16 protein-coding genes are annotated in these 13,344 nt (G+C 52.6%); 1 reads left to right on the top strand and 15 read right to left on the bottom strand.

Annotated features, from left to right (window positions below):
• Positions 1-76: 76 nt before the first annotated feature.
• The 9 genes from Q7K71_05070 to lhgO all read right to left on the bottom strand — a co-directional run bounded on the left by Q7K71_05070 (position 77) and on the right by lhgO (position 7,984).
• On the bottom strand, positions 77-520 hold the full coding sequence (locus Q7K71_05070; GenBank protein MDO8675471.1) for an SUF system NifU family Fe-S cluster assembly protein: 444 nt from the start codon (positions 518-520) through the stop codon (positions 77-79).
• Positions 513-1,739 carry a cysteine desulfurase gene (locus Q7K71_05065; protein MDO8675470.1) on the bottom strand — a complete coding sequence of 409 codons (1,227 nt, stop codon included), beginning with the start codon at positions 1,737-1,739 and terminating at the stop codon, positions 513-515. The genes Q7K71_05070 and Q7K71_05065 overlap by 8 nt, the downstream gene beginning before the upstream one ends.
• 13 nt (positions 1,740-1,752) lie before the next feature.
• The gene (sufD, locus tag Q7K71_05060; protein MDO8675469.1) at positions 1,753-3,072 is read right to left on the bottom strand and encodes a Fe-S cluster assembly protein SufD; all 1,320 of its coding nucleotides are present in this window, start codon (positions 3,070-3,072) and stop codon (positions 1,753-1,755) included.
• Between the two features lie 2 nt (positions 3,073-3,074).
• Positions 3,075-3,827, bottom strand: coding sequence for a Fe-S cluster assembly ATPase SufC (gene sufC / locus Q7K71_05055; GenBank protein ID MDO8675468.1), 753 nt, complete (start codon positions 3,825-3,827; stop codon positions 3,075-3,077).
• 44 nt (positions 3,828-3,871) lie between these two features.
• Positions 3,872-5,332, bottom strand: a complete 1,461-nt coding sequence (sufB, locus tag Q7K71_05050) for a Fe-S cluster assembly protein SufB (protein MDO8675467.1) — start codon at positions 5,330-5,332, stop codon at positions 3,872-3,874.
• A 4-nt stretch (positions 5,333-5,336) separates the two neighbouring features.
• A complete protein-coding gene (locus tag Q7K71_05045; protein MDO8675466.1) occupies positions 5,337-5,798 on the bottom strand; it encodes an Rrf2 family transcriptional regulator in 462 nt (153 codons plus the stop codon).
• Positions 5,799-5,801: 3 nt separating this feature from the next.
• Positions 5,802-6,149 carry a 4a-hydroxytetrahydrobiopterin dehydratase gene (locus Q7K71_05040; protein ID MDO8675465.1) on the bottom strand — a complete coding sequence of 116 codons (348 nt, stop codon included), beginning with the start codon at positions 6,147-6,149 and terminating at the stop codon, positions 5,802-5,804.
• Between the two features lie 3 nt (positions 6,150-6,152).
• Entirely contained in the window at positions 6,153-6,707 is a 555-nt protein-coding gene (locus Q7K71_05035; GenBank protein ID MDO8675464.1) for a NifU family protein, read from the bottom strand.
• A gap of 83 nt (positions 6,708-6,790) precedes the next feature.
• The gene (lhgO, locus tag Q7K71_05030; protein MDO8675463.1) at positions 6,791-7,984 is read right to left on the bottom strand and encodes an L-2-hydroxyglutarate oxidase; all 1,194 of its coding nucleotides are present in this window, start codon (positions 7,982-7,984) and stop codon (positions 6,791-6,793) included.
• Positions 7,985-8,027: 43 nt separating this feature from the next.
• Here lhgO and Q7K71_05025 point away from each other — a divergent pair, with 43 nt between their 5' ends.
• Positions 8,028-8,258, top strand: coding sequence for a CDGSH iron-sulfur domain-containing protein (locus Q7K71_05025; GenBank protein ID MDO8675462.1), 231 nt, complete (start codon positions 8,028-8,030; stop codon positions 8,256-8,258).
• A gap of 1 nt (position 8,259) precedes the next feature.
• Here the strand turns inward: Q7K71_05025 and metW are convergent, their stop codons facing one another.
• The 6 genes from metW to Q7K71_04995 all read right to left on the bottom strand — a co-directional run bounded on the left by metW (position 8,260) and on the right by Q7K71_04995 (position 13,343).
• A complete protein-coding gene (gene metW / locus Q7K71_05020) occupies positions 8,260-8,847 on the bottom strand; it encodes a methionine biosynthesis protein MetW (protein ID MDO8675461.1) in 588 nt (195 codons plus the stop codon).
• Positions 8,847-9,962, bottom strand: coding sequence for a homoserine O-acetyltransferase (locus tag Q7K71_05015; GenBank protein MDO8675460.1), 1,116 nt, complete (start codon positions 9,960-9,962; stop codon positions 8,847-8,849). Before Q7K71_05015 ends, metW begins: the two co-directional genes overlap by 1 nt.
• On the bottom strand, positions 9,962-10,996 hold the full coding sequence (gene nadA, locus Q7K71_05010) for a quinolinate synthase NadA (GenBank protein MDO8675459.1): 1,035 nt from the start codon (positions 10,994-10,996) through the stop codon (positions 9,962-9,964). The genes Q7K71_05015 and nadA overlap by 1 nt, the downstream gene beginning before the upstream one ends.
• A 59-nt stretch (positions 10,997-11,055) precedes the next feature.
• On the bottom strand, positions 11,056-12,369 hold the full coding sequence (gene miaB, locus Q7K71_05005; protein MDO8675458.1) for a tRNA (N6-isopentenyl adenosine(37)-C2)-methylthiotransferase MiaB: 1,314 nt from the start codon (positions 12,367-12,369) through the stop codon (positions 11,056-11,058).
• Positions 12,370-12,749: 380 nt separating this feature from the next.
• Entirely contained in the window at positions 12,750-12,944 is a 195-nt protein-coding gene (locus tag Q7K71_05000; protein ID MDO8675457.1) for a hypothetical protein, read from the bottom strand.
• 12 nt (positions 12,945-12,956) lie between these two features.
• On the bottom strand, positions 12,957-13,343 hold the full coding sequence (locus tag Q7K71_04995; protein ID MDO8675456.1) for a DUF2237 domain-containing protein: 387 nt from the start codon (positions 13,341-13,343) through the stop codon (positions 12,957-12,959).
• Between the last annotated feature and the right edge of the window lies 1 nt (position 13,344).

Here is a 13,344-nt window from a genome sequence, read left to right as displayed (position 1 = left end):
TCCCGACAAAAGCATTCGGGAATGACAATCCTTTTAGGAATTATGGGGACACGTAACAAGTACATGTCCCCATAATTCACTCGGTTGAAATGGTTTTAACCTTGTCCAGCGAGCCATTCATGGTGTGCCAGGACAGCGACGCGCATTTGACGCGCGAGGGGTATTGCCAGATGCCGGAAAAAACAGCAAGTTTGTCCAGATGATCGGTCTTGCCGTCGGGCTTCAATTCACCGATGACTAAGCGATGGAATTCGTCAAACAAGGCCTTGGCTTGGGCAATGGTCTTGCCTTTTAAGGCCTCTGTCATCATGGATGATGAGGCCTTGGAAATGGCGCACCCGGAGCCCTCGAACGCCGCGTCCTTGATGATGCCGTCAGCAACGTTCATATAGACCCACAAATGGTCCCCGCACAAAGGATTGTAGCCCTCGGCCGCGTGGGTCGCGCCCGCGATCTTGCGGAAATTGCGCGGGTGACGGTTGTGTTCAATGATTGTCTGTTGGTAGAGTTCGTCACGCATGGAAAACTTCTTTCGCTTTATGGATGGCCTTGGCCAAAACGTCTAATTCTTCTTTGGTGTTATAGAAAGCCATGGACGCGCGGGCGGTCGCGGGCACACCGAAGAAATCCATCACCGGCTGGGTGCAATGATGCCCGGTGCGTATGGCCACACCCTCTTCGTCCACGAGGGTCCCCAGGTCATGCGGGTGTATGCCCTCCACGATAAAAGAGATGATGGATGTCTTTTCCTTGGCCGTGCCGATGAGGGTCACACCGGGGATGGCGGAAAGTACCTGCGTGCCGTATTCCAGCAATTCTTTTTTCTGCGCGGCCATGTCCGCAAAACCGATGCTTTGCACGTAACGCAGGGCTTCGCCCAAGCCGATGACCTCGGCAATGGCAGGCGTGCCTGCCTCAAATTTATAGGGCAGAACATTATACGTTGTTTTGGCGAAAGTCACAGAAGCGATCATGTCTCCCCCGCCCTGATACGGAGGCATGGCGTCCAACAATTTCTCCTTGCCGTACAGAACGCCGACACCTGTGGGCCCAAAAATTTTATGCCCGGAAAAGACAAAAAAGTCGCAATCCAGGGCCTTCACATCCACCGGAGCATGCGTGACCGCCTGCGCGCCGTCAACCAGCACCACAGCCCCGCGTTGATGCGCTTCTTTAATGATATTTTCAACGGGATTGACCGTGCCCAAAGAGTTGGACACCCATACGACGGAAACGATCTTTGTCTTGGGCCCAAGCAAACGCAAAAATTCTTCCCAAATGATCTCTCCCTGACGGTTGATGGGTGCGACCTTTAACACGCATCCTGTTTGCTGGCACAAGATCTGCCAGGGCACGATATTGGAATGATGCTCCATGTGGGAAATGAGAATTTCATCGCCGGGTTTAAGAAACGCGCGGCCATAACTCTGGGCCACAAGGTTGATGGATTCCGTGGCCCCGCGGGTAAAAATGATCTCCTGCGGCTTGGCGGCATTCAGGAATTCCGCCACGGTCTTGCGGGCCTCTTCAAACGCCTGGGTGGCGTGCTCGCTCAAATAATGCACGCCGCGATGCACGTTGGACGTGCCTTGCGAGTAATAGGCATCCATGGCCTCTATCACACAATGGGGTTTGAACGTGGTGGCCGCATTGTCCAGATATACCAGCGGCTTGCCGTGCACCTGAATGTGCAGGTTAGGGAAGTCCGAGCGGATCTTTTTAACATCGAGGGCAGACATGGTCTTGACCCTTCTAAAGTTTAACTTCCGGAAATTTGACGGACAAAAGTTTATTCAGTTTGCGGCGGATGGGCAAGGACTTGACCGTATTGATGATATCGTCCATGAACCCTTTGGACAATAACTGCACCGCCTTGGTCCGGTTGATACAGCGGCTTTGCAGATAAAAGACCTCGTCCTCGCTCAACTGGCCGATGGTGGCGCCGTGGGTGCATTTGACGTCGTCGGCAAAGATCTCCAGTTGGGGTTTGGTGTCCACCCGCGCCTCGGCCCCTAACAACAAATGTTTGTTCAACTGATACGCGTTGGTCTTCTGCGCTTCGGGATGCACATAGATCTTGCCGTTGAACACCGCGTGGCCGGCGCCATTGAGAAGCCCTTTATAGAATTGAAAAGTGGTGCAATTAGGATGCTGGATGTCCAAAAACGTGTGATTGTCCACGTGCTGTTGACCGTCAATGGCGTAAAATCCGTTCATCACGGTGTTGGCCCCCTCGCCTTTAAGCAGGATGGAAAGATTGTTGCGCGTCAACAGCGCCCCGTGGGCAAAGGCAAACGATTCCAGGGTGCTGGCGCCCTCCTGCCAGATGCGGGTCGCGGCGATATGGACAGAGCCGGCATTTTCGGCTTCGGCCTTGCAATAGTGGACAACGGCCCCCTCGCCGATGCGGATATCGGTGAGCGCGTCACTGACATACACTTCCGCGTCCAGGGAAACGTGGCTTTCCATGATGGAGGCCTGCGCGTTCTTGCCCACGATGACCATGCAGCGCGGAAAAACCATGACATCCGGCTCATCGCAGGCCGTCGCGTGGATGATATGGATGAGCGGTTCAATGACGGCATTCTCCTCAACACGCACAAAAACACCGTCAGTAAAAAGCGCGTGGTTCAAAGAAACAAAGGCCTTGGAGTCATTGGGTGTCAGCCGCGCGGTGAGCAGTTCCATTTCTTGCGAGTGACGGCCGGCGGCTTCATGGAAAGACAAAATGGACAGCCCCTTAGGCAGGCGGTCTAATCCGGAGAGTTGGGCGTTGAAGACCCCATTGACCAAAACAACGTGGATATCGCCTTCATCCTGATAAACGTGCAACTTCGCCTCATCCACGGACACAGGGTCAACAGCCACGCGCAAATGACGGTTAAAAACATCCACCAGAGGCGTATACTTCCATTCCTCCTCCTTGACCGTGGGCAGGCCTGCTTCGGTAAAAAGGGCCACACTCCGACGGCGCAGGGCTTTGAGCCATGCCGGGGAAGCATCGATCAGCTTTTCCTGGTATTCGTCCAGGCCATCAATGCGCAAAGGATATCGCCGTTCTTGAGTCATCATATTTATTTAACCAACCAGTCATAGCCGCGGCTTTCCACTTCCAGGGCCAGTTCCTTGCCCTCGGACCTGACGATCTTTCCATCGATCATGATGTGGACAAAATCGGGCTGTATGTAATTCAAAAGCCGCTGATAATGGGTGATGAGGACAATGGCATTGTCCTTGCGCTGCAATTTATTGACGCCGTCCGCCACGATCTTCATGGAATCAATGTCCAGCCCCGAATCGGTCTCGTCCAGAACAGCCAGACGCGGATTCAGGACCGCCATCTGCAGGATCTCATTGCGCTTTTTCTCCCCGCCGGAAAAATCCACGTTCACCGGACGGTCAATGTACTGCTCATCCATGTGCAGGAGTTTCATTTTTTCGCGCAAATATTTGTCAAAATCAATGGGGTCCATTTCATTGGCGCCCTGATGGCGGCAAATGGCATTGAACGCGGCCCTTAAAAACACCGATGTCGGCACGCCAGGGATCTCCACAGGATACTGAAAAGCCAGAAATATGCCTTCCAGCGCGCGCTGGTCCGGCTCAAGTTCGGTCAAATTGATCTTCTTGAAATTGACCTCATACGTGATGGTCCCCGACGTCACCTGATACTGCGGATGGCCGGCCAACACCTTGGACAAGGTGCTTTTGCCCGACCCGTTGGGGCCCATGATGGCGTGCACCTCGCCGGCATTGACCTTAAGGTTGACCCCTGCCAGGATCTCTTTGCCTTCTATGCCTGCGTGTAAATCCTTAATTTCCAACATTACAATTCCTTTCCTGTACGGGCACGGCATGCCGTGCCCCTACGTTAACCTACGCTGCCTTCCAATTTCATTTCCAGTAATTTGATCGCCTCAACGGAAAACTCAAGCGGCAATTCCTTAAAAACATCCTTGCAAAATCCGTTGATGATGAGCGAGATCGCCTCTTCCAAGTCCAGCCCGCGCGAACGCAGATAAAACATCTGTTCGGCGTTGATCTTGGATGTTGAGGCCTCATGCTCCACCACCGCGGTGTTGTTTTTCACCTCAATATAAGGAAAGGTATTGGCGCTGCAGCGGTTGCCCACCAGCATGGAGTCGCATTGGGAAAAATTGCGCGCCCCTTCGGCCGACGGCATGATCTTAACCAAACCCCGGTAACTGTTGTTGGCATATTCGGAAGCGATGCCCTTGGACACAATGGTGCTTTTGGTATTTTTGCCGATATGGATCATCTTGGTGCCGGTGTCCGCGGTCATGCGATGGCTGGTCAGGGCCACCGAATAGAATTTCCCGACGGAATTGTCCCCCTGCAGAATGACCGAGGGATATTTCCAGGTGATGGCACTGCCCGCTTCCACCTGGGTCCAGGAGATCTTGGAATTGACCCCCACGCATTTGCCGCGCTTGGTCACGAAATTGTAAATGCCGCCCTTGCCCTCTTTGTCGCCGGAATACCAGTTTTGCACCGTGGAATATTTGATCTCGGCATTGTTCAAAGCCACCAGCTCCACGACCGCGGCGTGCAATTGATGGGTGTCGCGCATGGGCGCGGTGCACCCTTCCAGATAACTGACATAACTGTCATCTTCGGCCACGATCAGGGTGCGTTCAAACTGCCCGGTGTTTTCCGCGTTGATGCGAAAATACGTTGAGAGTTCCAAAGGACAATGCACGCCTTTGGGAATGTAGCAGAATGACCCATCGCTGAAAACCGCGGAGTTGAGCGCCGCGAAGAAATTGTCAGCCGCGGGCACGACAGAGCCCATATATTTTTTGACCAGATCAGGATGGTTCAAGACGGCCTCGGACATGGAGCAAAAAATGACCCCCAACTTGGCCAATTCACTTTGATGGGTTGTCCCCACGGAAATGCTGTCAAAAACCGCGTCCACGGCCACCCCGGTCAAACGCTTCTGTTCGGTCAAAGGGATACCAAGACGGTCAAAGGTCTTGAGCAATTCCTCGTCAACCTCCCCCAGGTTCTTAGGATTTTCATTTTTCTGCTTGGGCGCCGAGTAATAATACAGGTCCTGATAATCAATGGGGCCATACTCAAAATTGGGCCATTGGGGCTCGGTCATTTTCTGCCAGTGGCGAAAGGCCTTCAAGCGCCACTCGAGCATCCATTCCGGCTCTTTCTTTTTGGCGGAGATCAGACGCACAGTTTCTTCGTTAAGGCCCTTGGGCACGGTTTCGGCCTCAATGTCCGTAAAAAAGCCGTAACGGTACTCGCCGCCCGAGAGTTTGTTGTCTTCCAACTCTTTTTGTTTGACGATGTCGCTCATATCTTTATTCCTGACCCACAGCGATAGGCTTGCTGCGGATCTGTTTTTCGCCCTGATTGCGCGATTGAATGAGTTCCTGAACGTTGATGTTCTTAAAGAATCCCGCGATCCTCTCGTTGAGATTCAGCATCGGCGAGATCACGTTACAGCTGGCCGTAATGTCGCAATGCGAATAATTGCCGTGGAAACAGTTGACGATCTCCAGAGGCCCCTCGATCATCTGTGTGAGGTCCTGCAGACTGACCTTGGAAAGGTCTTTGAGGATCTGATACCCGCCATGGGCGCCCTGCTCGGCGCGCACGATCTCGTGCTGGGCCATGATCTGTAAAACGCGCGAGGTCGGGTCAAACGGCGTATTGTAAATGTCGCAGATCTCCTTGGCCGACGTCAATTGCCCCGGCGCCTTGGCGCTCATGTGCCGCAGGGAGATGAGCGCGTACTCCAATTTACGGTTTATTTTAAACATATCTCACCCCTTTGCCAGTCGAGGACTAAGCGTGTTGATCTTTGCCGCCAAAATGAGGTCATTCTCCGTAATCCCGCCAAGCGCATGCGTATTTAGGTCAATGCGCAGTTTGCGGTAACCGGTCAAATGAAGGTCCGGATGATGGCCTTCGGCCTCGGCGATGGGTGCTATGGCATTGACAAACTCCACCGCAGCGACAAAATCCTTCATGACAAATTCCCGCCAGATGCTTTTGGCGTCATCCGACAAATACCACCCGGGTATTTCCTTCAAGCCCGCCTGGGCCTCGGCGCGGTCAAACGCGCGTCCGATCCCTTCGCACGGCAAACATTTTTTCTTGGCCAGTTCCATATATTAACTCGCGATCTCCACGGTGATCCCGGGACTGAACTCGTCCTTTAAAATATTTTCAATGGCCTTTAACGTTCCCGCGGAAGAACTGGGGCATGACCCGCAAGCGCCCTGATAAGTGACCCCCAGCACGCTCCCGTCGTAACTGATCACGTGCAGGTCCCCGCCGTCCATCTGCAGGGCCGGACGGATGGTGCGGTCCAGGATCTCATTGATCTTCTGAATGTCCGGGTTGTCCGATACCGGGGCCGGTTTCTGGGCCTCTTCCACCTTAAAATCCGGGTCATGATTTTCAGCATGGTCAAGGATCAGGCGCTTGATCTGCTCTTCAATGGCGTCCCAATCGGCGTTGCCGTCCTGGGTGACCGTGACATAATTGTCAAAAAAATACACTTCCGTGACATTGGGCACGGTAAAGATCGCCGCGGCCATAGGATTTTGCCCGGCCTGGTCAGCGTTTTTATACGTGACCTTACCCTCGGTTTTAACCGGGATATTGAGCACGAACTTCAAAGCGTTCGGGTTCGGCGTGCTTTGGATCAAGATCCTGATGTCCATTTTGACCTCCTCATATACTTCTAATTCTGACGTATATAGGATAACATAAAAGCTATACCGTGACAAGAATTAATTAGGCGTGGTTATGCGCCAAGGTATTGATCTACAATGTACTTAGAGAATGGGAAGGCACAGGTAAAGGCAGGCGATACGGCGTTTAAGACGTGGGTGCTGACGCTGTCCCCTTCCACAACGAAATCCTGGACCAGGGAAAGGGTTTCCTTGTCCAGCAATTGGGCCCGGATCCCGGGCGGGGTGAATTCCGTGAATCCTTTGGGATCAATGTTCTGTACCATTTGGGCGGCCAACCCTATAAAATATTTTTTATCATATTTACGGGTCTCTTCCAAAGCCAGGTCCCGAAACCCAAAGGCATTGGTCAGAAATAATTTGCTTTCATAAAAGAGCACCTTGGCCATTTCCGTGGGCTGAAAACCGGTTTTAAGGTCATAATTCTCCCGCCACAGCGCCGGGATGGCGGTCGGGCCTATTTTGATGGTGCCGTCCACGGTCTTGGTAAAATGCACCCCCAAAAACGGGTTTTTCAAATTGGGCACCGGATAAATATGCATGCGCACGTCCGTCTTGTTCTTGGTGTATTTCAAATACAGGCCCTTAAAGGGGATCATGGTGTATTTTTTCCCGAAACCGAAATCCTGCGCGATCTTGTCCGCGTACAGCCCGGCGCAATTGATGATCCTTTGGGCCTCAAAATCCCCCTCCGTGGTGTGAATGACATGACCGGTATGGCTTAAATATTTTGCGCCGAACACAAACTCCACCCCGGCTCCGGTGAGGTCTTCTTTCAAGGCCCGGCACACCGCTTTAGGGTCAATGCTGGCGGTGTCCGGCGAATGCAGGGCCTTTTGATGGGTGCGCACATTGGGTTCCAGTTCGCGCGCTTTGTACTCGTCGATCAAACGCACATTGGCCCCATTGCGCTGACCGCGGAGCAATAACTCGTCGAGCTGGCCCAATTCATATTCATTTTGGGCAACGACCAATTTGCCGCATTCATTAACAGCAAGACCCTTGGAGCGCGCATAGGCCTTCATCTGCCGGTTTCCCTCAACGGTGAATTTGGCTTTTAAACTGTCGGCGGTGTAATAAAACCCGGCGTGCAAAACTCCGCTGTTACGCCCCGACGCGTGAAAAGCCGGAGCGTTTTCCTTGTCAATGACGACAATGCGGGCCGAAAGCTTGCGGGTTTTGAGCGCGTGGGCCGTTGTCAGGCCGATGATGCCAGCGCCGATGATGATAAAATCGTATTTAGGCATAAATGGACTTGAATGATACCGCAAAAATCGTTAATCTAAGTTCATGGACAACCACAATCATCCTTATGTCATGACCCTAAAGCCGGGCCGCTACGTCTGGTGCGCCTGCGGGCTGTCGCAAAAACAGCCGTTCTGCGACGGGTCGCACTCCTCCACAAATATGAGGCCGATGTTCGTGGAGATCACGGAAGAAAAACAGGTGGCCTGGTGCGGCTGTAAAACAAGCGGCAATAAACCGTTCTGCGACGGCAGCCACAAAAAACTCGCGGCCTGAATCATTTGCGCAAGAGGAAGATCGCGGCGTACGCGAAAATGTTGCGCGCAAAGAACACTTCCCGGCTGGCCCCGATGGCCCTCTCGCGCTCCACGATGATCCCCCGCTCCGCGCAAAACTGACGGAAGTCCTTGATGCTCAAAAAACGCAAGTTGGGCGTATTGTACCACTTATAAGGCAAACCCTTGGTCACCGGCACCTTGCCCAGAAAAAAGATCTGCAGGCGCGCCGAGATATGGCAGAAATTCGGGATGCCGACGATGACCTTCTTTCCCACCCGCAGGGCCTCCTTGATGACTTTGTCGGGATTTAAGACCTCCTGTAAACTTTCGTTGAGAATGACATAATCAAAACGCTGGTCCCCGTAATCCTCCAGACCCGAATCAATGTCCCCGTGCGACACCGTGACTCCGTGTTCAATGCATTTGTAAATGGCTTTCTCATTGATCTCAATGCCCGTGGCCCGGCAATGCCGGCGCTTCATGAGCAAGGACAAAAGTTCGCCGTCCCCGCAGCCCAGATCCAGCACATGGCTGTCGGGTTCGATCATTTCTAAAATGAGTTTGTGGTCAGCGCGCAAGGTTTCCATTAAACAGGCAAATTCCCCAAAAAGCTTTTGACTAATTTTGACTGGCCTTCAATTTCCACCAAAAACGAATCATGGCCGTAATCGGTCTCTATTTCGATGAACGACACGTCCAGATGGTTGGCTTTCATGGCCTTGACCATTTCTTTGCTTTGATACGACGGATACAGCCAGTCCGACGTGAAGGTGATGATCAGGAATTTGCAAGCCGCGGCCTTGAACGCCTGCGGCAGGTCTGAATCCTCAGCGATGTCAAAATAATCCAGCGCCTTGGAAATGTACAGATAACTGTTGGCGTCAAAACGCTGGACGAAATTGTCACTGCGGTATTTGAGATAGCTTTCCACCTCAAAATCATGCGAAAAATCGTAGCCGAGTTTTTCCTTCCCTTTGAGTTTGCGGCCGAATTTTTCATCCATGGACCGCTCGCTCATGTAGGTGATGTGACCTATCATGCGCGAGACCGCCAGGCCCCGGGCCGGGACGCTTTTGCCGTAATAATCGCCGCCCTGCCAGTCCGGGTCGGACATGATGGCCTGACGCGCCACCTCGTGCAAAGCGATCTGCTGGGCGGTGTGACGGTAATTGGTGGCGATCAAAATGGCCGAGCGCACGGTGTCCGGGTAAAGCAAAGACCATTTCAGGGCCTGCAGACCTCCCATGGACCCGCCGGTGACGCAGAGCAATTGCTTGATGCCCAGATGGTCAATGAGCCGCTTTTGGGCCGCCACCATGTCTTCAATGGTCACGACGGGAAAACTCAAACCGTAGGGCTTGTTGGTGGCGGGATTGATGGACGCCGGGCCCGTGCTTCCCTTGCATCCGCCGATGACATTGACGCAAATGACAAAATACTTGGCCGTGTCAAAGGCCTTGCCCGGCCCGATCATCGCGTCCCACCAGCCGGGGTTTTTGGAATCCTTATGCACCCCTGCCGCGTGGGCGTCACCGGTCAAAGCGTGAAAAACAAGGATGGCATTGCTCTTGGCGGTGTTAAGCCGCCCATAGGTCTCATAGGCCAGGGTGACGGGCCCGAGTTTGAGCCCGCTTTTAAGGACCAGTTCATCCGGGGGATGACCGAACGTAAAATATTGAGGTTCGACGAACGAGTCGTTCATTAAGAGGGTTGGGCGTAACGGAACATCGCCTCAATGCTTTTGAGGGCGCGCAGGCGGATATCCTCGTTGAAAACGACGCGGTCTTTGGGCAACGGATCTTTAAGGACCCGCAGGATGTCCTCAAGGGTGTTGGATTTCATGTATTTGCACATGGTGCAGCTGCCGACCAGTTTCTTGTCGGGGAATTCCGACTGCAGGCGGCTGGACAGGCCGCATTCGGTGAGCATCAAAAATTCTTTGGTCTCGGTTTCGCGCATGAATCCGAGCATTTGCTCGGTGCTTCCCACGAAATCGGAATTGTCCACCACCGCGGCGTTGCATTCGGGATGGCTGACGATCTTGGCAAGGGGGTATTCCAGGCGGATCTTCAAAATGTCCTCAATGTTATACGTCTCGTGCACGTAGCAAGTACCGCTGTAAAAACGGATGTCCTTTTTGATGCCGCGGCGTTCCATGGCGTTCTTAAGATTCTGGCCCATGAGCTTGTCCGGCAGGAAATAAATTTTGTCATTGGCGATATTTTCAACGATCTTATAAACGTTGGACGACGTGACACAGACATCGCATTCGGCTTTGACCTCGGCGGTGGTATTGATGTAGCAGACGAAGGTATAGCCCGGATATTGTTTGCGCAGATCGCGGACCTGGGATGCGTTGATGGAATCCGCCAGCGTGCATCCGTCCAAGGGTGCCGGGATCAAGACCTCTTTTTCAGGGTTGAGGATCTTGGCTGTCTCGCCCATGAACCGCACCGCGGTAAAGACAATGGTCGAGGCCTTGGTGGTCATGGCATCACGGCTTAATTTGTAGGAATCCCCGACGAAATCGCTGACCCCGTAAATGATCTCGGGGCTGATGTAGGAATGCGCCAGAATGACGGCGTTCTTCTCTTCCTTAAGTTCATTAATTTCATTGATAATGGGGGTCAGTTCTTCGCATTTCTTAAGCGAATAATGACACACGGTCCCCCCGACCTTAATGTTCTTAAGTTTTTCGTAGAGGTCTTCGGCTGTGATGTGCGTGGTTTTCAGCATATATTAAAAATAAACTATATACCTAAACGCGTTAATTTGCAAAAACTATCCTATTGCAATTATACTCCGAAAGGCCCACCGCGTAAAGCATGGGGTGTGGCATGGGTGATGCGGACCTGGAGCATGTCCCCTACCTTATATGGACCGCTGGGTAGAATGACGAGTTTATTGCCGTCTGTCCTGCCCTGACATTCGTCGGAGGACCTGGCCGTGGCCAGGGATTCCACCAGGACCGTATGGGTTTCGCCGACATGGGCGAGGTTCTTTTCGTAGGAGATCTGTTTTTGCAGGTCATTGAGCCGCATGATGCGTTGGGTTTTAACGGCTTCAGCCACATCGTCGGGGTGTTTCTTGGAGGCAATGGTGCCTTTGCGCTCGGAGTATTTGAACGTGAAGGCCGAATCAAAACGCACTTCGCGCATGACGCTCAACGTGTCTTCAAATTCCGCGTCGGTTTCCGTCGGAAAACCCACAATGACGTCGGTGGACAGGCATAAGCCCGGGATGCGCTTGCGCATGTCCGCGGCCAGGGCGAGGAACTCTTCCTTAGTATAAGTACGGTTCATCATGTCCAAAACGCGGTTATTGCCCGCCTGCAAAGGCAAATGGATCTGTTTGCAGATCTTTGGGTTGGACGCCATCAGGTCAAGAAAACGGACCGGAAAATCTTTCGGGTGAGGTGATGTGAAACGGATGCGCTCAATGCCGTGCACGCGGCTGACCGCCTGCATCAGGTCCGCAAAATCCTTGCCTTCATGGTGATAGGAATTCACGTTTTGGCCCAGCAAGGTGACTTGTTTGAATCCTTCGGCGGCCAGATGTTTGACCTCTTCAACCACATTTTCCACCGAGCGGCTGCGCTCGCGGCCGCGCGTGTAGGGTACGACGCAAAACGTGCAGAAATTATTGCACCCGCGCATGACGGCGATCCACGCATTAACGCCTTGTTTGCGGCTGGGGGTGATGTCGGAATAGGTTTCAAATTCGGACAGGGTGACGTCATAGGCCTTTTGCCCATCCTGACCCGCCTCGCGGATCAGATCCGGCAGGCGTTTGTAACTGTCGGGCCCGGCAATGAAGTCAATTTTCATGCTGCGGTCTTCAAACAAGTCCTGGCGTAAATTGGTGGCCATGCACCCCAATATCCCTATCATGACCGGCTTGTCCTTGGGGCGGGCGTGGCGTATGGAATGAACACGGCCATACACCTTGCGATGCGCGTGCTCGCGGATAGCGCAGGTGTTGAGCATGACAATGTCCGCCTGATGCTCGTCGGGCACAAACTCATACTTCTCACGGGCCAAGATCGTGCGCACGAGTTCGGAGTCGTACTCGTTCATCTGACAGCCGTATGTTTCCAAAAATATTTTCATAAAATTAAGTAGTAAAATTAAGTAGCCACCCGCCGTAACCTTAATTCAATTTATTGATCAAGTTTACCACCAAAGGCACAATGATACCTTTTTCTTTTGGCTGACTCTCTTATACAAACCCAACTATTGCAAATTTTGCAACAGTTCACCATGTTCCAAAATGGAACATACTGAATTTCCTTCAGTTATCCGGAAATTCCAGATAACTAAATTCTCAGTATGTGCAAAAAATGCACAGACTAGAACCTGTCCCAAAACTGTCACCCCCGAATGTTTCAGTCGGGGGTCTATCATTAGCCTCGTCTGGATTCCCGACACAAGCATTCGGGAATGACAAACTTTTATAGGTTACCGTTGGCGTCCTCCAAACATTTAAGCAATTAACGCGTTGATCTAAACATCCACATCGACAGGGTGAACGTAATAAGGCCCGCGATGACACTGACCCACAAAGGCATCATAAGACCGTTAATAATAACTCCCCACCCAAAAATCACCCTTAGGAAATGCACAATGGCGATCAATAAAAAGAACGCCCCTGCCACTTTCAAAGCCGTTTGTTTTTCATAAACCATATGACCCTCCTTTTAAAATTTTTTACTTTCACGGACGGCATGGGCTTTGAGGTCTTCCAGTTTGACGACTTGAAGTGTTGCCTCATGGGTGGATCCCAGAACGACTTGCGGCGCGGCGCCGACTTCAAAGGCCTCCTGCCAGCGCAAGGCGCATAAACACCACTGGTCGCCCGCGATCAAGCCCGAAAAATCGGACTCCGGTTGCGGTGTGGAAAGATCATTGCCGGCGTCCTTGGAAAATGCCAGGAATTCCTCCGTGACCCGGATGCACACCGTATGCCGGCCCAGATCCTCCGGGCCGGTGTTGCAATACCCGTCGCGGTAAAACCCCGTCATCGGGAATTTGCAGCAGGGCTCGAGCTTTCCTCCCAATACATTTCTGGCTTGCGATTCAGACATA

This window comes from Candidatus Omnitrophota bacterium (assembly GCA_030650275.1).
Classification (GTDB): Bacteria; Omnitrophota; Gorgyraeia; order Zapsychrales; family Fredricksoniimonadaceae; genus JACPXN01.
The sequence above is the reverse complement of the archived record's forward strand: the minus strand, read 5'-3'. Positions and strand labels throughout refer to the sequence as shown.

What these genes read in the sequence shown, in the direction of transcription:
- sufD (MDO8675469.1), bottom strand. Translation starts at nt 3,072, where the DNA reads ATGATGACTCAAGAACGGCGATATCCTTTGCGCATTGATGGCCTGGAC.
- Q7K71_05040 (MDO8675465.1), bottom strand. Translation starts at nt 6,149, where the DNA reads ATGGAACTGGCCAAGAAAAAATGTTTGCCGTGCGAAGGGATCGGACGC.
- sufC (MDO8675468.1), bottom strand. Translation starts at nt 3,827, where the DNA reads ATGTTGGAAATTAAGGATTTACACGCAGGCATAGAAGGCAAAGAGATC.
- miaB (MDO8675458.1), bottom strand. Translation starts at nt 12,369, where the DNA reads ATGAAAATATTTTTGGAAACATACGGCTGTCAGATGAACGAGTACGAC.
- Q7K71_05065 (MDO8675470.1), bottom strand. Translation starts at nt 1,739, where the DNA reads ATGTCTGCCCTCGATGTTAAAAAGATCCGCTCGGACTTCCCTAACCTG.
- Q7K71_05025 (MDO8675462.1), top strand. Translation starts at nt 8,028, where the DNA reads ATGGACAACCACAATCATCCTTATGTCATGACCCTAAAGCCGGGCCGC.
- Q7K71_05035 (MDO8675464.1), bottom strand. Translation starts at nt 6,707, where the DNA reads ATGGACATCAGGATCTTGATCCAAAGCACGCCGAACCCGAACGCTTTG.
- metW (MDO8675461.1), bottom strand. Translation starts at nt 8,847, where the DNA reads ATGGAAACCTTGCGCGCTGACCACAAACTCATTTTAGAAATGATCGAA.
- nadA (MDO8675459.1), bottom strand. Translation starts at nt 10,996, where the DNA reads ATGCTGAAAACCACGCACATCACAGCCGAAGACCTCTACGAAAAACTT.
- Q7K71_05015 (MDO8675460.1), bottom strand. Translation starts at nt 9,962, where the DNA reads ATGAACGACTCGTTCGTCGAACCTCAATATTTTACGTTCGGTCATCCC.
- Q7K71_04995 (MDO8675456.1), bottom strand. Translation starts at nt 13,343, where the DNA reads ATGTCTGAATCGCAAGCCAGAAATGTATTGGGAGGAAAGCTCGAGCCC.
- lhgO (MDO8675463.1), bottom strand. Translation starts at nt 7,984, where the DNA reads ATGCCTAAATACGATTTTATCATCATCGGCGCTGGCATCATCGGCCTG.
- Q7K71_05045 (MDO8675466.1), bottom strand. Translation starts at nt 5,798, where the DNA reads ATGTTTAAAATAAACCGTAAATTGGAGTACGCGCTCATCTCCCTGCGG.
- Q7K71_05070 (MDO8675471.1), bottom strand. Translation starts at nt 520, where the DNA reads ATGCGTGACGAACTCTACCAACAGACAATCATTGAACACAACCGTCAC.
- Q7K71_05000 (MDO8675457.1), bottom strand. Translation starts at nt 12,944, where the DNA reads ATGGTTTATGAAAAACAAACGGCTTTGAAAGTGGCAGGGGCGTTCTTT.
- sufB (MDO8675467.1), bottom strand. Translation starts at nt 5,332, where the DNA reads ATGAGCGACATCGTCAAACAAAAAGAGTTGGAAGACAACAAACTCTCG.